The organism is Streptomyces sp. NPDC020875 (genome assembly GCF_040641415.1).
Lineage (GTDB): Bacteria > Actinomycetota > Actinomycetes > Streptomycetales > Streptomycetaceae > Streptomyces.
This window is the reverse complement of sequence record NZ_JBFADP010000038.1, coordinates 1-16,585: the sequence shown is the minus strand read 5'-3', so window position 1 is coordinate 16,585 and position 16,585 is coordinate 1. Positions and strand designations below refer to the sequence as shown.

Sequence of the window (16,585 nt, the reverse complement as noted above, 5' to 3'; positions counted from 1 at the left end):
GGCTTCGGTGTGCGACTCTCCGGTGGTCGACTGGCGGCGGCGTACGGGGCCCTTACGAGCGTGGACAGCAAACATGGCAGCTCCAGGGCATCCAGAGGTGGTCTGAATGCGCTGGCGCCGAGCACCTTGTCCAAGCGCGTCAGCGGAGCCGACCACGCGGGCCTGCGCACGGCCCACCCCGCCAACTCGCAAGGCCCACCGAGCTCAGCAGCCCCGAGCGCCCGGAAGGGTGCCACCACACGTACAAGGGACAGGGTGGCGGGCCAGCCCGTTCCTCAGCCACGATGCCCGGATGCAGGATGACGAACCGCTGGAGGCGTGGGGTGGGGTGGGCTCGCCGACGCGACGCACGCCAGACCGCCTCGAGGGGCAAGCATCGCACAGTACCGCTGAGCGAGGGTCCCCACCCTCGAGGCCCACGTCGACCACGGCGTGCCACGAGCGATCGAGGAGTGGACCGGCACAGATTGGACGGTGATCTGCGCCGTCGAGAGCCTTGCCGCCGCGCAGGCCCTCTTGTACTCGCCACCGCCCGTGCAGGAGAAGCCTGACGAGTCGGACCGGCCCGCAATGGGCGGCAGTGGGGTCGGCACCGAAAACCGACTTCGGCGGAGGAGCGGCACAGCGCCCAGGCGCAAGGGGGTGTGGTCGCGAACTGGCCCAGCCGGGCATTACCTTCAAGGGGCTCGGTATGGGATTCGAGGGCAGAGGAAGGGACAGCATGTCTGCAGACAACATGTCGATGGGCAAGCGGATGCGGCGCGAGCTCGGCCTGATAGCAAGAGACGCGGTCAAGGAGAGCGCGCGCGCCGCCTACCGCCAGGAGTACGAACTCGGCTTCGACGATGCCGCCCAGACCTGTCTGCGTGTCCTGTCGGAAGCCTCAGACGAGCTGTTGGCGAAGATGAAGACCGGGAACTTGTCCAAGCAAGAGCAGGCGCTGTACGCGCGGCTGGAAGAGCTGAAGGAGGAAATGGGCGACCGGCTCCAGAGCGCCTGGGGAACGGAGCCTGCTGGAGAAGCCTTGCCGCAGCCGTCCGTCAGCCGCCGCCAGCAAACCCGGCTGCCCTGAGGGTCACTTCCCAGGGTCGGCCCCGTACGTCACGACATCGGGCACGCTGAGGGCCATGCCGGTGGTGCAGCCCTTGCTCCAGGCTTCACACTCATCCTCTTCTAGGCTCTCGGGCAGCGCGTCTGCGCACTCACGCTGGCCCACGGAGACGGGGTATCGAGTGTCGGGGCCGCCAGGGCGGGTGCACATGTCCTGCCGGGCGCCCACCTCCCCACCGGTCGTGCAGTACGTGCAGTACGTGAAGTTGGTGTCGATGACGCGCTTCGTGTAGTCCGTGGGGGTGTTCCGAACGTTTCGACGGTGGACTCCGTGGCGCTGCTGTCCCTCCCCACCGAGTGGGGGTGTTCCGGACACCGGAATCTCATGGTCGGAAACCGCGTCGTCCCTCCCCACCGCGTGGGGGGTGTTCCGTCGACGCCCATACCGGCGAGCAGGTGCTTGCGGTCCCTCCCCACCCCGTGGGAATGTTCCGGGCCAGGGATTGCAGACCCTGCCCCTCTCTCCGTCCCTCCCCACCGCGTGGGGGTGTTCCGGAGGCATCGTCGCCCCGGACTCAGCTGATCTGCGAGTCCTGCTACGAACGAGGGTGTCCGAATCCGGAAACGGGTCTGACCCGGGCGAGCGCGCTGACCCGGTTCTCGTACTCGCGGCGGGCCTTGCGCTGGGCCGGGACGGCGGGCATGCCCTGGCTGCCGTCGAGCGGCTGGCAGCGGGCGAGGAGCTGGCGGTGCACACCGGGGACGGCGCTGACGCGCAGGGTGTGGCCCTGGCCGCGGCGTACGGCCACCCCTTGGTCGAGCGCGACCGGCAGCTCTGGGGCGGGCGCGTCCTGCTCGCTGGCGGTGTGCTCGGGCAGGAGGTCGGCGACGGCGGTCCGGATGGCGCCGCGGCTAACCCGGTGGTCGCAGGCGAGAGCGGCGATGGAGCGGCCTTCCAGGTACGCGGTGCGCACATCGGCGGCCGTCGCGGCCGCGACGGCGGGGCGGCGCCCGCCCTTCGCGCCCTTGGCCTCGGCGGCGCGCAGCCCGTCGTAGGTCAGCTCGCGTTGGAGTTCGCCGGCGGCGGCGAGGGTCTGCACCATGAACTTCACGGTGGACAGCAGCTCGCCGGTGCGCGGGTGGCGGGCGGTGAGGTCCATGGCGGAGAACGCGCCGTCGTGGATTGCGCAGGGCGAGACGTCGCGGTGAAGGACGTCGAGGAGATCGAGGATGTGCTAGTTGCCGCGCACGAGGCGGAACATCTCGGAGATGTGCACGGTGTCGCCCGGCTGCGCGTACGTCAGCAGCTCGCCGAACTTCGGACGCTGGAGCGGGTGGAGACGGCTGACGGTACCCGGGTCCTCCTCGAAGACAACCGGGTCCTCGATCCCGGCCTCGGCCAGGACGAGGTCCTGCCGGGCGGTGGACTGCTGGTCGGTCGAGACCCGCTTGTAGACCAGGTTCGCCACCGGAGGACCCCCTTCCGTATGGAGGATCGGACCCTATCTGTCGTCAAACCCTGTCAGCAATCACCATCGGATCCGATTGGATTCGCGCCGCCCCGAACCCCCGGATTGCACGAGTTCATTGGACGCGCTGCCTGCCTGTCATCAAACGATCGTTTGCCGACAGGCGACCGATGCACCTGTGAGCTGGAGCGGGTGGCTCGCCGCCGACTCGTAGTCCCGTTACGACAGATGACGGGCGAAGAAGGTCCCCACGCGGCGCCGTACCTCAGCGAGTGTCACCGCAGGGTCGCCGGTACCGACGAGCGCGGTCCGCGCCGTCGCTGTCACGAGACCGGACGTCTGGAGCCGGGGGACGAGCGAGCCGTAGTCGGTGAACGCCCAGTGGTTCGCGTCGGGGAGCAGCACGCGGCGGCCGGGAAGGCCCGCCCAGGACGACTCGATCCGGGCGGCGCCGTCGAATCCGTCGGTGCGGAACAGCAGCAGCGGCTGGTCGGGGCCGGCCGGCGTCGGGTACAGGTCGAGATAGCCCTCCAGGTTCGCCACCGCGCCGACCCGGCGGTCGTCACGGGCCGCGTAAACCGCCGCCGCGCCGCCTGCGGAGTGCCCGTACAACCCGATCCGGCGGGAGTCCATGACCGGGGCGAGCGGAAGGTAGCCGAGCCGGTCCAGGACGAGCCGGAGGTCCGCGATACGGGTGTCCAGCATCGTGCGGAAGGTTGCCGGGTCCGGTGGCCCGAACAAGACGGTCGTCCGCAGCCCGGTCGGCAGCTCCACCTGGGAAGCGTCACCGGGGTGGTCGACGAGGACGACCACTCGGCCGTGGCTCGCCAAGTCTTCGGCGAGGTTTGTGCCGAGCGTGCGGGAGTCACCGCCGCCCGGTGAGTACACCAGCACCGGCCGTCGCCCGGGAAGCGGCGGCGCGCCCACGTACCCGTGGGTGAGGACCGCGCCCCAGTCCACCATTCCAGGCTGCGGCAGTCCGGGATGGATGTGGGGCGCGAGGCCGGCGAACTCCCTGGCCTCGGCCGGGGTGAGCTGAGGGGCCCGGGAGAACCCGTGTACCGATCGGGCCGGGTACAGGACGGTCAACATCAACGCCCGCACACCGCCCACCCACGGATCGGTCCGGGACGGGTCCGTCAGATGGACCGTCCGCATGCCGACGGAGTAGGGGCCGGCGGGCGCGGGCAGCCGGAGGACCGGGCCGCCACCGGATGCGGATGCAGCCGTGGGCAGCAGGGCGGCGGCACTCCCGAATAGGGTGCCCTTCAAAAGAGTGCGTCGAGAAGTCATACGAACATCCTTGGCGTGGGGCCGTCACGACGCGAAGGTTCAGGCCCTGGCCGAAAGGCTGGCCCAGGACGAGGAGCTGTGCGAGTGCTGCGAGTCCACTTCACCGCGGAGGACTTCGCCCGTATCCGGTTCGCACCCCGCCCGGCGCCGCTCCAGGAACTGCATGCAGCCCTGACGACAGCCGTGACCCAGCGTGGCGGGCCGCTGTTCGCGCCGTGGCGCGGCCGCATCCTGCGCTCCCTCCCAGCCGCCAGCAGCCCGCTCGCCGATCTGGTTCCCGCGGGCCGCCCACCCTCCTTCCTCGACGTCATCGGTGGCACCATGGCCGACGGCTTCGAACAGATCCGAGCCACCAGCCCCGGTCTCGTCCGAGTCGAGCTGGAGCGGGTCTACGGGGCGGTGCCCGTTCCTCGCTGGATCCGGGGCCTTCGCGCGGGCGACGAGACCGCCTGGCGCACCCTGCACCGCGCCCAGCAGGCTGCGTTCGAGACGGTCCTCGCCCCGGTCTGGTCCGCCGTGCAGGATCTACACCGTGAGGAATTCACCCGCTACGCCCTGGCGGTCGCCGAGCATGGCGTGGCCGCCACCTTGACCGGCCTGGCCCCGGGCAGCCGGCTCCACGAGGGCGTGTGGGAATGGCCCGGCACAGAGCCTGACCGCGACGTCTGCCTCGACGGGCGCGGCCTGGTTCTGCTGCCCACCTTCCACCACCCGGCGGGCCCACTTCTCCAGGACATCCCGGGCCATCCCGCGGTCCTGACGTACCCAGCCGGTCCCGGGCTCCCGCCCACCGCGGGGGGCCCGGTCGTCTCCGTCGAGGCCCTTGCCGCAGTCCTGGGCCGCACACGGCTGGACGCCCTGCGCCTCCTCGCCGAACCTCACACCACGACTTCCCTGGCCCGCGCCCTCCACGTCAGCAACGCGACGGCTTCGTCCCACGCGGCCGCGCTGAGATCGGTAGGCATGGCGACGACGACCCGCGCAGGCCGCTCGGCCACCCACCAGCGCACGGCTCTCGGCACGCTGGTTGCGGGCGCTTGGCCGCCGTAGTTCACCGCAAGACGGAGCCAACGATCGCCACGCAGGTGAAGTACCTGACCACGTTCGCCGAGAAGGTCGGCAAGGAGCGGTTCGACGCCGAGTCCGCCAAAGTGATCAAGGGCAGCGGCATCGGCCCACGCGCTCCCCGGCAGCGGTGCGCGACGGCCGCGAAGCCGCTGACCAAGGCGAGGGCCCGCAAGCTCATCACCGCGCTGGCCGGCCACGACTAGTTCGGCTCGCCCCCGTCGTCGTCCTCGTCCAGCTCCGGCGCGTCCGGGTCGCGCAGCGGGCGCAGGGCGCCGGTGGCCGGGACGCTGGCGGTGAAGCTGTAGCGGCCGAGCAGGTTCAGGTTGCGGTGCTTGAGCGGGGACAGGCGGGCGATGTCCTCGTCGCGGATCTCGTGCCCTCGGCGCGGAGCTGGGCGACGGCGGCGTCGATGTACTTCGTCGTCCACAGCGTATCCGGGGCAAACGGGTGAGTAACTGGCATTCATGCAGGTAGAACGCTTGCAGTCGCGTCTGTAAGAGGATCAGGTCTCGGAGGTCCGATGTCGTTAGGAGCCGACGATCTCCAGTTCAGTGGAGTTCACCATTCCCCGGGGCAGCAGCCGGAAGAGCGGCGGGTAAAATCCGATCGTGCGCCTGTAAGCTCAACGCTTCCTGCGTGCGGCAGTTGGGCCAACCGGCATCGGCGACCGTCTGCGGACAGTAGCTTCCATCTCTGACAGGGGTGCGGATATGACAGGGGGGCCAGTGGGCGGCGTCCAAGATGTGAACTTTCCTCCTGTTTACAACGGAATGGACTATCTGCGCAGTGTCATGGACAACCTGGAAGGCACGCCGAGCCCCAGGAATCTCAAATACGCTGTCCTTCACCTTCAAGCAGCCACCGAGGTCCTCCTCAAGGCGCGCCTGACGGCCCATGACTGGAAACTCGTCTTCACCCGTCCCGACAAGGCAGACCGAGGCAAGTTCGAGCGCGGCGAGTTTCACAGCTGTGGTGTAGAAAAAGCTATTGAGCGGCTCAGTGACGATGTCGGCATTTCCATCCCGGATACCGCAAAGACCAACATCCTCCGCCTTGCCGACCAGCGCAACGCCCTGCAGCACTATGGCCTGACCAGTACCACACTCGCCGTCGAGTCACGCGCAGTGCCGGTTCTTGACTTTCTGCTCGACTTCGTTTCGCACCACCTGCGCCCTGGCCTGGCTGGCGATGAGGCCACCCATGTCGATGAAGAAATGGCTTCGGTGCGCGAAGAGCTGATAGCGATACAAGCACTAGTCGACGCGCGGTTGCAGCGCATCGAACCCGACCTGCAGGCGGCCGTCGACCGGACAGTCGAGTGCCCCGCGTGCGGATATACCGCCATGATCGCCTCAGGTGACCACTCCGTGGAGTGCCTGCTCTGCGGACAGTGCTGGAAGCCCGAGCAGGCCGCCGAGGAGTATGCCGAACTCGTCGTGGGCCTGTCGTGGTATCAGCACCACACAGACGACGGTGGCCGACCGGTAATCAGTTGCCCTGAATGCGATCTCGAAACCGTCGTCTGTGGCGCTACTGTCGCGGGCTCCCCTGACACACCGGGAGACTTCTGCTTCAACTGCGCCTACCTCTTCTCAACTCTGGTTCCTTGTGAGAACAGTTGTGGAACCCTCGTCGACCGCGATAGCGATCTCGGGCTGTGCCCGAGTTGCGAGGGCAACGACTTCGCCCGGTTCTGAGCTGGCTCTCCGGACAGAATGGCCAACTGCTGACGGTGTCACTTCGTGGAACCGCCCTCGGGCTGGACGGTGTGCCGTGGGCCGAGGCGGCGTCGCAGTTCGAGGTTCTCGCTCTGGGCGGCTTCGAGGGCCTGCCGCAGGGCCTGGACCAGAACGGGCGGCCTTGAGGCGTTCGTCGAGGGTGCGGTTGTCGGTGGCGAGCTGGCGGACGCACTGTCCACGACCGACCCCCGTCCTTCCGCTCGATCTGCTGGACCCACGGGTCCCCGACCACCACACGCCGTGCCACTCGCCCTCCGTACCGGCTCCAGAACATGACAGACGTCCCGGACACGGTCGGCAAACAAGCCAGGGACGTGCCGGTCACAGTCGCAGACGGGCATCACGGGGCAGGACTACCTGCGGTCGGCAAACTCGACGATCACCGGCGACCTATTCTCATCCAAGCCCAGCGAGTCGATCCGCCCACGGTGGACCGGCCCGGTGCTGTACTCGCTCGCCAGAAGGCTGACGCCCAGCATCGTCTCCGTTACGCCGTGGTTCGTGTTGAATAGCCTCAGTTCGCCGTCCCCTCCTTGCAAGACTCTCCAGCGGGGCACAACGAGGGGAGACTCCGGAATATTTCGCCTCTCTTTGCAGTGGGCCTGTATTCCGCAGCCTGAAGGCGTGTGGGGCTTGGCCGGGCCCGCTGGCTCCGTCGGGGAATTGCGTCTGCGTGCGGGGCTTAGCCGGGGCCTGTGAATTCGTTCGTGTTCGGTGCGGCTGTCATTCTCATGAGGGTGAGGCCGTCGAAGTCCATGGGCACTCTCCGGCGGGTGCCTGCGGTACGGATGGTATAGCCCTGTTCGGTCGGGGCGGGGTGGACGAGGACTGCTGCTCCGTCGCCGACGGTGCCGGTGACCGCGTCCCAGAGTTCGTCGCGTACGCGGGCGGAGACGGTGCCGACGAAGATCCCGGGGACGACTTCCGTGGTCCAGCGGCTGAGCGCGCCGCGTAGGTGGTCGGGGACTGCGGTGGTGGCGAGTACCAGCATGGATGGCATTACTCGTCCCTTGCGGCGTAGTTGACGCCTGCGGGGAGGGTTCCTCTTTTGGGATCCCACAGGTGCACCAGTTCGGTGTCCGTTCGTTCGGTGGTTGGTGTGGGTGCGCTGGTTGCGGTCGGTCTGTCGGGGGTGAGGAGGGACTGGACGTCGCGGACGATGCGCGGGAGGAGCTTCAGCAGGCGGAGGTTTTCGCGGAATCGGCGGCGTGCTTCTTGTTCGGGGTTGTCGGATTGGTGGAGTGCGAAGGCGAGGGGGAGGGTGGTTTCGGCTTTGTAGAGGTCGGCGATGTCGTAGACGAAGGCGTGTTGTTTTCCGGTGTGGACGAAGCCGAGTGCTGGCGAGAGGCCGAGGGCGAGCAGAGCGGCGTGGATGATGCCGTACAAGCAGGTGTTGGCGGAGGACAGGGCGAGGTTGACCGGGTCCTGTGCGTGCCATTGGTCGGGGTGATAGTTGCGGCGGAAGCGGCCGATTCCGTGCTGCTGGGCGAGGATTTTGTAGAGGGCTTTCATGCGCTGGCCTTCCATGCCGCGCAGTTGGTCGAGGGTGACGGTGTCGGGGAGTTCGGCGCCTGGGAAGCGCATCCGGTACATGCGGACCGCGGCGTCGAGGCGCCGGGTCTGGTCGGTCCAGGTGGTGACCTGTTGTTCGAGCCAGTGGGTGGTGAGGGAGTCGGGGAGGACTCCGGCGTAGGTTCGTACGCCGCCTGCTCCTACGCAGACCACGCTGGTTCCGTGGCGGGCGAGGGTGGTGAGTGCCGGGGTGGTGATGGATACGCCGGGGCCGAGCAGGAGGCAGGAGAGTGCGGCGGTGGGGATGTAGACGGTGTCGGTGCGGTCGGGGCTGACCTGGATCTGGGCGCATACTCCGGTGTCGTCCTGGAGGACTCGGACCATATCGAGGTAGAGGAAGGAGAGGGAGTCCGCGACGCGCGGGAGCATGGCGAGGGTCGGGGAGGCGAGTCGTCTGCGAGCGTCGCCGCTGCGGCGGGGTGCGCTCATGAGGTGGTGGCCGGGGCGAGGCTGAGGAGGCCGGCTCCGTAGGGTTTGGCGCGGCCGATGCCGTTTCGCAGGGCTTCGGCGAGGGCTGCGGGGTCGGTGACGGCGGCGGTGCCGTCGTATCGCAGGAGGTGGTGTCGCATGGGGGCGGCTTGGGTTGTGCGGGGTCGTACGGGATGGACGTTGGTGGGGGTGAGGATGTGGACGTCGAGGCCGGCGGTGGCTGCCCGGCGGTGCCACCACTGGTCGGCGTCGGGGCCGGACAGGGCGACGATCCGGCCCCGGGTGTTCAGGTCGGCGTGGGGGGGGCGTTCGCGTTTGGAGGGGTTGACGACGATGCGGTAGCGGACCGGGAGTCCGGTTCGGAGCGCGGTGAACATGGGCGTGAGGCTTTTGATCTGTGTGTGGCCGTATCCGGGGGGCAGGGCGGCGGGGTCCAGGCGGTGGGCCTGGACCAGGAGGGTGCTGGTGGTGTCGGTTTCGTCGACCCGGTACAGGAGGCCGGCCTGGTGGCGGGGTGAGTCGCCGAGGCCGTCGGGGACCATGCGCATGACGGTGCGGTGCATCTGGGTGGCGTCGCGAAGATCGCGCTGGACTTCGCGGCTGTGTGGGTTGAGGCTGATGCGCGCGAGTACGGGGTGGTCGTCGTTCATGCGGATTCCTCGGTCCGGACGTAGTCGAGCAGGCGGCTTTGCAGTTCGCTCTGGGGTCCTGTCAGCCTGCGGGGCAGTTGTCGGGTGACCCGGTGGAGGCGGCGTACGGCGTGGGCGCGTCGGTGCTGGGCGAAGCTGAGGGGGATGTCGGCGATGTCGATGACGTCCGTCTTCCCGGTGGTGTCGTCGGGGAGCTGTTCGTACAGGAAGTCCACGTCGATGGTGTCTTCGCCGTTGCGGGGTGGTGGTGGGAGGGCGAGGGGGACGCGGGTGAGGAGTTCGTTTTCGGGGTCTGCGATGTGGCGGCGCAGGATGAGTGGTTCGTCGGGCACACAGGATCGGCGTCCCAGGTAGGGGGCCCAGTGGGGGTGTTCGAGGGCTTGGGCGAGGCGGGTGGTGGTCTCGTCGTCGGGAGTTGTGATGCCGACGACGAAGACGGCGTCGCTCAGGTAGTGGCGGCGGGTGATGACGGCGGCGCCTTTGTTGCTGCCGCCGCTCGTCGCGGCGGTGCGGGCTTTGGGCTGGCCGCCGCCGACGGTGTGGTAGTCGATGAGGCGTTGTCCGGGGCGGTCGGCGCGGATGATGAACCGCAGGTCGTCGTAGCGGTCGAGTCCGCCGTGGTCGCGGCCGATGCCTTCGGCGGCGGCGAGCATGCCGATGAGGCCGGAGCGGGTGGGGAAGGAAGCGGTGTCCCGTACGGTCGTGAAGGCGGAGCGTTCGCCCCAGGACTGGAGGGGTCCGGCGAGCCGGAGCAGCAGTCCGCTCACGCCGTTTCACCCGACGGTGTGGGGAGGGCGGCGTTGACGGCGCCTTTGACGAGGGTGTCATAGGAGGTGTGGCTGTCGCCCAGGCCGGCGAGCTGTTCATCGGGGTCGATGACGGTGTGCCCGTGGAAGCGCCGCCCCTGGTTGCCGGTGAGCCGGTTGATGTTGTCGGCGTACTGGGCCAGGGCGGTGCGGGAAGGACGGGAGTAGCCGCCGTTGCGGGCGGTGACGGGGGTCTCGAAGGCTGCGGCCAGTGAGATGGGCCGGCGTTCGCGGACGGCCAGATAGGCGAGGTCGGGCAGGGTGTGGGGAGCGGAGCTGGTGCGCTTGGCCTGGGGCAGCGAGTACAGGAAGTGCTCGGCGAAGGAGGCGAGGACCGTGCGGGCGGCGGAGGTGTCGCCGTCCAGGTTGTTCACCAGGTCGGCGACGTTGACCGTGGCATACCGGTAGAAGACTCCGGCGCTGAACTCGGCGGTGTCGAGGTGGGCGCTGCCGGTGTCGGCCTGGCCGAGCCAGTCGTCGACGGCGGTGAAGTAGTCGCGCTGGGGTTCGGCGGCATGGGTGGTGAAGGCGTGGGCGACCTGGGCGGCGCCGTCGACGTTGGCGCCGGGGAGCTCGGCGAGCATCCGGCCGAGGAGGCTGATGGAGGCCGTACGGCGCTTGAGGATTTCCTCGATCCGCTCCGGGGGGAGCGCCTTGCCGGGGTTCTTCTTTCCCAGGTTCTGTTCGAGGGCTTCGCGGTGTTCGGCGCAGACGGCGGCCAGCTCGGTGATGGCGGCCTCGGGAACGAACAGCAGGACGGAGGTGTGTCCTTCCTTCTCGGTGCTGATGCCCTTCTTCCCCGCGCTCGCGGCGACCTGGAGTCCGGCGAACTCGGCGAGCTCGGCGGGCCAGTTGTGGGCATCGCCCGCCAGGGCTTTGCTGACCTGGGCGGGTACCAGGCGTGAGCGGGCGGCCTTCTCGCCGAGGTCTTCCTCGACGCCGTGCCGGATGGCCCTCTTCCAGGACTGGCTGGATACTCGGATGCGCGGGGTGCTGCCGTACCGGACCTGCTTGGGGGAGCCGAGGTCGTCACGGTTCAGGTTGGCCGCCGGAACGGACTGCAGGACGCTCAGGTCCAGGTAGAGGGTCATCGCGCGTTCTCCTCGGTCGTGCTCGGGGTCTCGGGGTCGTCGTCGGGTTCGGGTTCGGCGGTGCGGAAGTAGCTCTCCAGCCAGCGGGCGGCGATCCGGTCGCGTCGGTGGTCCCACCAGGCGAGGTCGTCCAGAAGGACGGCGAAGTCCACCGCGATGCCGCCGCTGAGCAGTTGACGCGTCAGGGAGGGCAGGGTCGCGTGCACGGAGTCAGCGCTCTGCCGGGACATCAGGTGCAGGGTCCCCTCGGCTGTTGCCGCTTTGATGACCTTCGCGGATACGGCCTGCCCGAGTGAGACCCCCAGGTCCGTTTTCGTCCGGCCTGCGGACTCCTCGGAATCGCCGGCGTGGGGCAGGGCGGAGCGTGCCACGCGAGGGCGGGCGGCGATCAGTGCTGCGATGGCGTAGTGGGCCCGTTTGGTCGCGGGGTGCATGTTCTTCGTCGGCTCCGCGCGGTCATGTGTCCACGGGACCAGGTAGCGGTGCAGGAAGTTGCAGCGCTCGACCGGCTGGCCGAGCCCTCGCCGCAGTTCCGCCCGCGTCCGGGGGGTTTCGCACAGCTCGACGATGTAGGTGACGAATCGCTCGGCAGTGCGTTCTTCCCGCTTCTTTGGAACTGGTAGCGCCTGTCCGGAACTGCTCATGGATTTCCTCGGAAAACGGATGGTCCGGGGCGCACCTGCCGGTGTGCCCCGAGCGGATGTTGGTGTGCGGCTGGATGTCCCGGCTTTTCTCAGCCTGCTGGGGGGCTTGGCAGGAGGCCGAGGAGCATGGCGCGGGCCCGGCTGCGGGCGCGGGCGACGCGGATGTCGGCACGGTTTGCGGGGCCGATCGCTTCGTCGAGGCAGTTCAGGGCCGCGTGTACGAAGGGCTTCTCGATCGGTGTACCGGTGTGCTGCGGACCGGCCAGTTTCCAGAACTCCCTCTCGGCGGCCGGCCAGTAGCGCGAGAGAGCTCCCGCGGCCCAGGGACCGGGCTTGCGCCGGTCGATCTTGACTTTGGCCTTGGGCGAGGGGTCGGTAGTTGCGTCGGCGGCGATACGCCATGCCACCAGCGCGGCGAACTCCAGTCTGTCCGCGGTCTCCTCGGCCGCGGCATGGCAGCGCCGGATGTGATGCGCCATAGTGCGGTGGTTTTCCTCCTGCCACTGAAGTACGGGCGGTGTCGTCGCCTGGAACCAGACGCTGTCCTTCTGCTGGCCGTCCTGGTCGAAGCCGTAGGCGCGGACTCTGAGCCGCGGCCTCAGGCCGCGGGGCAGGTATTCCAGTGCGGGCGGGCGCCGCACGTCTCTCCGGCTGTCCTTCAGCAGGAGAGAGTCCAGGTCCCGCCACAGTGCTCGCGCCCCGTCGGCCTCCCGGGCCTGGAATTCTCCGTCCTTGCGCCGGTCGAGGATCTGGAAGGGATCCTGGGCGGGGACCGGCTTCTCGTGTGTCGCCCACGTGATGTAGGCGTCCGAGACCGTCTGCCGGTCGGCGGACGGCACCAGCAGCACCGCGTGCCGGAAGCAGCCCGTGAGCAGACGGCCGGGCCAGGTGGCCGGCGGCAGCGGCGCGAGCGGGTGAACAAGCTCCCCCTCCCACGCGGCGCAGTCCCCGTCATCCTGGCCGGGGCCGCCCTGCGGGCCCGGTACGGCAAGGACGAGACTCGTGAAAAGGTCGGGTCCCCAGGGGAAGTACGAGATCGACTTCCGCAGCGGGGCCGCGTCCCCGCTGCCGGCCCGGTGGGAGGTGATTCTGCGGGGCGTGCACTGGCCCGACGGGCCGAAGTACAGCTGGGCGATCAGATGCCAGGCCGCCTCCGCGGCGGGTACCGGGATCGGCTCCGTGTCGGTGAAATGCCCGAACAGGATTGCGCCGTTGACTCCGGTCGGCCGGCCGAAGACCAGCTTGTTCACCCCGGACGGGTTTGGCGCCCCTTTGGGGTCCACGCACTCCCGGATCAGCCGGGGATCCTGAAGGAACGGACGGTCTTCATCGAAGAGATCGAACCGCCCCGAGCGTCTCGGATCGTCGAAGTAGGCGTCGACCGCCTCCGGCTCGAACAGTCCGTGATCCAGAATGCGCTGGCGCAGCGGGTACCAGGTCGCGGCGTCCCGGGCGGCGCCGGCATCATCGAGTCGCTCATCACCATGGCCGCCGATCGATGCGGTCATCACCGCCAGGATGCGCAGCAGGCCCGACGCTGCGGGGGGCACCGGGAGCTCCAGGTCCGCGACCCTGTGGGCCTGCCTGAACAGTTCCCGGAACCCTAACCGTTCCCGCTCACCGGACAGCATCCGTACGGGAATCCATCGTTCGTCCCGCAGGTCGTACCCGAGCATCGGCCATCGCTCTCTCCTCGTCCCGGCGCAGCCCCGACCGCACATCCGGGCATGCGACAACTCCCGCCAAACCATTGCGGAAAGCCGTGACCGACATTGAAGCAGCCGCCACTGACAACAGACCGGGAAACGGTCACACAACGGCAGCCGCCAACGGCTACCGCTGATTCAGAAGGTGGAAGGGTAGGGGTGCGGGGAGGGTCGGCACGTTGCGCGGCCCTCTCGAGCGCCTCTAGGCTCCGGGCCCCGACGCCGTCACCAGGCGGCCAACCCAACGCTCGTGCACAGGAGTTCTCATGTCTCAGACCGTCTCGCCCGGCCACGGACCCCGGCCGCTCGCGGCCCTGGTCGTGATCACGGTGATCGTCGTCGTGCTCGTCCTCAGGCCCGATCCCGTCGTGGTCGGTACGTGCGGGCTGCTGCTGGTCGCCGCGACGGACGCGGTCCGCCGTCTGGGATACTGACGTCCGCCGCCCGGCCGCCGCCTCGGCCGGGCCCGCTGGCCTTCCCTGCCCGCGTGGGGGTGTTCCAGTGGAGGGGTACGGGTATCTCCGCACCGCAGCCACCTCCCCACCTTCGTGGGGGCGCTCCGTGATGCTGAGGCGGGGCTTCAGGTACGGACGAGGCCGAGGTCCGCGTCGAGGCGCAGCGTCACGCCGCCGACGGTGACGGCCTGTGCCGTACCGTTGAGCACCGGCTGGTACAGGACGCGGACGTCCCCCAGCATCGGGTGCCCCTCCCAGGAGGCCGGGGGGCCGACAAGCCCTTCCGCTTCCGCCCCCTTGAACCATTGTGCCGCTACCGGGATGGTGCGTCGCATGACCGCCCGGACCGCGCTGGCCGGGATCCTCGCCTCGCCCTGTGGATCGGGCAGCGGGTGCTGGCCTGCCGGGTCGAGCGTGGCCCGCCCGTCCGGCTGGACGTAGGCGCACAGCAGGCGCAGCGACTTCGCGCCCAGGCGGGTGGCGGCCTCCCACTCGTCCTCGCGGCCGGGCAGTTCGTGGAGATCGTGCAGTCCGCGGACATCCCGGGCCCGGCGTACGGCGACCAGGGCGGCCTGTCCCCGTTCGGCCGTCTCCGTCCCGGCGTGCGCGGCCCAGGCTTGCTGGTACTGGCTGCCGGGGGTGTCCCAGTCGAAGGACTCCACACCAGTCCCGTGCACCGCCTCGACCAGTTCCTGCACCTGGGCCGGGATGGACACCAGCCCGCCGTGCAGAGACCGAAGTTGGTCAGAGGTGAGACGGAGCAGGTACTCGCTGTACACCTCGCCCCATCGCCGGGGAACCCCGCCGGCTCCCGCGACGGGATCGAGCACGACCAGGCGCGGGGCCCGCGCCCACCCCGGGCGGCCCCGGCCCGCCGGATACCCCTGGCGACGCCACCAGTTCTCGTGCCGCCAGCAGCGGCCGGCCCTCTGCAGGAGCAGAGCGAGCGGGGCGAGATCGCTCACCACGACATCAGCGTCCAGGTCGAGGGACTGTTCCACGACCTGAGTGGCCACCACGATCCGGCGTTCGGGCCTGGGGCCGCCGCGCCCGAGCCCGCCGGTGATCCTGAGGGTCCGCTCCTCGCGGACGTCTCCGGGAAGCCGGGCGTGGAGCAGGTGAACCATCCCGCCGTCCTCATGGGAACGATCGTCGAACCGCTCCCGGAGACGGTGATAGGTCTCCTGGGCGTCGCCGACGGTATTGCACACGATGAGGGCCACGCCGCCTTCGCCCCCGGCCACCGGCTCCGCCAGGCGTTCGACGGCCGGCAGCCGACTGCCCTCGTTCACCGGCTCGACGTGCACCCGCAAATCCGTCTGCCGCTCAAGGGCCTGCGCCCGGCTCCGCCGACCGGACATCCCCGTACGCCGGCCCGTGGCGCCGTCCACGTAGAGCCAGCCCGGGTACCGCAGCGACTGGATCGAACCCTCCGGGTCACGGCGGTCCGCTCCCGAACCGTGCAGGTACTCCCTGATCAGCCGGTCACTCACGGAGACCGGGAGTGTCGCCGACAGCAACACGACGGGCACGCCGTACGCGCCGAGCCAGTTCAGCAGCCGGCCCAGCAGCTCCTGCATATACGGCTCGTACGCGTGTGCCTCGTCGATGACCACCGTCTTCCCGGACAGCGCGAGCAGCCGCAGGGCGTTGTGCCGTACCGGCAGTACGGCCATCAGCGCCTGGTCGACCGTTCCCACGGAGAACTGCGCCAGCAAAGGACGCTTGGTGCCGCGCAGCCACCGGCGCGGACGCATATCCGCCTCCGCGCGGGATCCGGTCGCCGTACGCTCATCACCGTCACAGGTCACCACCTCCCCGCCGCCGTCCAACTCGTCGTCGCAATAGGCACTGTTGAGCCAGGCCATGCTATGTACAAGGGTCAGGCCAGCGCCCTGGCCCGACTGCCGCAGCAGGGCCTTCGACACCCGTCCGTACATCTGATCGCTGGTGGCCGTCGTCGGCAGCAGGAAGACCAGTCCCTGCGTACCGAATGCCTCCGCCAGCACCTTCTCGGCCTCCAAGGCCGCCTCGCTCTTCCCGTCCCCCGGAGCAGCCGTGATCAGCAGAACTCCGCCGCGGTTGCCGCCACCGGCGACGGCGGCCGGCAGTTCCTCCATGATCGATTGCTGCAGAGGGTTGGGGCTGCCGTCGATCCCGTACGTCTCCCCGAAGCCCAGGCGTTCCAGCCGGACGGGCGCCAGCCCCGCCTCCTGCAGCAGACCGGGCGCGTCCGCGACGGACCGTGCGAAATGGTTTTCCACCGACGGGTCGAGACACTTCTGGCGTCCCCGCAGATAGTCCGCCTGGCTGACCAGCCAGTCCGCCAGAATGACCACACCAGTCACCAGCACGGCAGCCGGGGCGTCGAAAGTGGGCGGCGGAAGCGGCGCGCCCAGCACTCCGTACACCGCGGACGCGTGAGCGGCGCGTTGCTCCGACCACGCGGCCCCGCCCAGAAAGGGCGAGTCACCCCAAGCCTCATAGCGGTGGAAGCAGCCGTGGTGGCCGCCGATGATCTCCGCGGTCCGGTCGATGGCCGCGGACCCCGGGACGAAGCCGAGGATCTCCAGTACTTCCGCGGCTGCCTCCATGCCGGCGACGTCGTGTCCG

The 16,585-nt window shown here is 69.2% G+C and carries 17 protein-coding genes and 3 pseudogenes; 7 read left to right on the top strand and 13 right to left on the bottom strand.

Annotation, left to right across the window (positions count from 1 at the left end):
* Nucleotides 1-432: 432 nt before the first annotated feature.
* Together AB0G74_RS22055 and AB0G74_RS22050 are read left to right on the top strand one after the other, a co-directional pair.
* A pseudogene (locus AB0G74_RS22055) lies at nucleotides 433-519 on the top strand (DUF6087 family protein); the annotation flags it as partial.
* Nucleotides 520-721: 202 nt separating this feature from the next.
* Nucleotides 722-1,072: a hypothetical protein gene (locus tag AB0G74_RS22050; RefSeq protein WP_361148795.1), complete on the top strand. Its 351-nt coding sequence runs from the start codon at nucleotides 722-724 to the stop codon at nucleotides 1,070-1,072.
* A gap of 574 nt (nucleotides 1,073-1,646) precedes the next feature.
* Here the strand turns inward: AB0G74_RS22050 and AB0G74_RS22045 are convergent.
* From AB0G74_RS22045 to AB0G74_RS22035, 3 genes are all read right to left on the bottom strand, one after another.
* The gene (locus tag AB0G74_RS22045) at nucleotides 1,647-2,210 is read right to left on the bottom strand and encodes a hypothetical protein (RefSeq protein WP_361148793.1); all 564 of its coding nucleotides are present in this window, start codon (nucleotides 2,208-2,210) and stop codon (nucleotides 1,647-1,649) included.
* Nucleotides 2,211-2,285: 75 nt separating this feature from the next.
* On the bottom strand, nucleotides 2,286-2,519 hold the full coding sequence (locus AB0G74_RS22040; protein WP_361148791.1) for a recombinase family protein: 234 nt from the start codon (nucleotides 2,517-2,519) through the stop codon (nucleotides 2,286-2,288).
* Nucleotides 2,520-2,738: 219 nt separating this feature from the next.
* A complete protein-coding gene (locus AB0G74_RS22035) occupies nucleotides 2,739-3,812 on the bottom strand; it encodes an acetylhydrolase (RefSeq protein WP_361148789.1) in 1,074 nt (357 codons plus the stop codon).
* Nucleotides 3,813-3,896: 84 nt separating this feature from the next.
* Between AB0G74_RS22035 and AB0G74_RS22030 the strand changes: the two genes are divergently transcribed.
* Nucleotides 3,897-4,862, top strand: a complete 966-nt coding sequence (locus AB0G74_RS22030) for a winged helix-turn-helix domain-containing protein (RefSeq protein ID WP_361148939.1) — start codon at nucleotides 3,897-3,899, stop codon at nucleotides 4,860-4,862.
* A 35-nt stretch (nucleotides 4,863-4,897) separates the two neighbouring features.
* On the top strand, nucleotides 4,898-5,083 hold the full coding sequence (locus tag AB0G74_RS22025; RefSeq protein ID WP_361148787.1) for a hypothetical protein: 186 nt from the start codon (nucleotides 4,898-4,900) through the stop codon (nucleotides 5,081-5,083).
* Here the strand turns inward: AB0G74_RS22025 and AB0G74_RS22020 are convergent.
* A pseudogene (locus tag AB0G74_RS22020) lies at nucleotides 5,080-5,309 on the bottom strand (Tn3 family transposase); the annotation flags it as partial. The gene AB0G74_RS22025 and the pseudogene AB0G74_RS22020 overlap by 4 nt on opposite strands.
* Before the next feature lie 341 nt (nucleotides 5,310-5,650).
* Between AB0G74_RS22020 and AB0G74_RS22015 the strand changes: the two are divergent.
* Both AB0G74_RS22015 and AB0G74_RS22010 read left to right on the top strand, forming a co-directional pair.
* Nucleotides 5,651-6,577 (top strand): hypothetical protein, encoded by a 927-nt coding sequence (locus AB0G74_RS22015; protein WP_361148785.1) that lies wholly within the window; start codon nucleotides 5,651-5,653, stop codon nucleotides 6,575-6,577.
* A 35-nt stretch (nucleotides 6,578-6,612) separates the two neighbouring features.
* A complete protein-coding gene (locus tag AB0G74_RS22010) occupies nucleotides 6,613-6,744 on the top strand; it encodes a hypothetical protein (protein WP_361148783.1) in 132 nt (43 codons plus the stop codon).
* A 243-nt stretch (nucleotides 6,745-6,987) separates the two neighbouring features.
* Here AB0G74_RS22010 and AB0G74_RS22005 read toward each other — a convergent pair.
* From AB0G74_RS22005 to casA, 8 genes and pseudogenes are all read right to left on the bottom strand, one after another.
* A pseudogene (locus tag AB0G74_RS22005) lies at nucleotides 6,988-7,098 on the bottom strand (transporter); the annotation flags it as partial.
* A gap of 203 nt (nucleotides 7,099-7,301) precedes the next feature.
* Entirely contained in the window at nucleotides 7,302-7,619 is a 318-nt protein-coding gene (cas2e, locus tag AB0G74_RS22000; protein WP_361148781.1) for a type I-E CRISPR-associated endoribonuclease Cas2e, read from the bottom strand.
* Nucleotides 7,619-8,560: a type I-E CRISPR-associated endonuclease Cas1e gene (cas1e, locus tag AB0G74_RS21995; protein WP_361148936.1), complete on the bottom strand. Its 942-nt coding sequence runs from the start codon at nucleotides 8,558-8,560 to the stop codon at nucleotides 7,619-7,621. Before cas1e ends, cas2e begins: the two co-directional genes overlap by 1 nt.
* A gap of 56 nt (nucleotides 8,561-8,616) precedes the next feature.
* Nucleotides 8,617-9,270 (bottom strand): type I-E CRISPR-associated protein Cas6/Cse3/CasE, encoded by a 654-nt coding sequence (gene cas6e, locus AB0G74_RS21990; protein ID WP_361148779.1) that lies wholly within the window; start codon nucleotides 9,268-9,270, stop codon nucleotides 8,617-8,619.
* The gene (gene cas5e, locus AB0G74_RS21985) at nucleotides 9,267-10,037 is read right to left on the bottom strand and encodes a type I-E CRISPR-associated protein Cas5/CasD (RefSeq protein WP_361148777.1); all 771 of its coding nucleotides are present in this window, start codon (nucleotides 10,035-10,037) and stop codon (nucleotides 9,267-9,269) included. Before cas5e ends, cas6e begins: the two co-directional genes overlap by 4 nt.
* On the bottom strand, nucleotides 10,034-11,167 hold the full coding sequence (cas7e, locus tag AB0G74_RS21980; RefSeq protein WP_361148775.1) for a type I-E CRISPR-associated protein Cas7/Cse4/CasC: 1,134 nt from the start codon (nucleotides 11,165-11,167) through the stop codon (nucleotides 10,034-10,036). Before cas7e ends, cas5e begins: the two co-directional genes overlap by 4 nt.
* Nucleotides 11,164-11,811: a type I-E CRISPR-associated protein Cse2/CasB gene (casB, locus tag AB0G74_RS21975; RefSeq protein WP_361148773.1), complete on the bottom strand. Its 648-nt coding sequence runs from the start codon at nucleotides 11,809-11,811 to the stop codon at nucleotides 11,164-11,166. Before casB ends, cas7e begins: the two co-directional genes overlap by 4 nt.
* 89 nt (nucleotides 11,812-11,900) lie before the next feature.
* Nucleotides 11,901-13,487 carry a type I-E CRISPR-associated protein Cse1/CasA gene (casA, locus tag AB0G74_RS21970; protein WP_361148771.1) on the bottom strand — a complete coding sequence of 529 codons (1,587 nt, stop codon included), beginning with the start codon at nucleotides 13,485-13,487 and terminating at the stop codon, nucleotides 11,901-11,903.
* A gap of 296 nt (nucleotides 13,488-13,783) precedes the next feature.
* Between casA and AB0G74_RS21965 the strand changes: the two genes are divergently transcribed.
* Nucleotides 13,784-13,951: a hypothetical protein gene (locus tag AB0G74_RS21965; RefSeq protein ID WP_361148769.1), complete on the top strand. Its 168-nt coding sequence runs from the start codon at nucleotides 13,784-13,786 to the stop codon at nucleotides 13,949-13,951.
* Nucleotides 13,952-14,097: 146 nt separating this feature from the next.
* Here the strand turns inward: AB0G74_RS21965 and cas3 are convergent.
* On the bottom strand, nucleotides 14,098-16,585 hold a 2,488-nt coding region (gene cas3 / locus AB0G74_RS21960), incomplete at its 5' end, for a CRISPR-associated helicase Cas3' (RefSeq protein ID WP_361148767.1).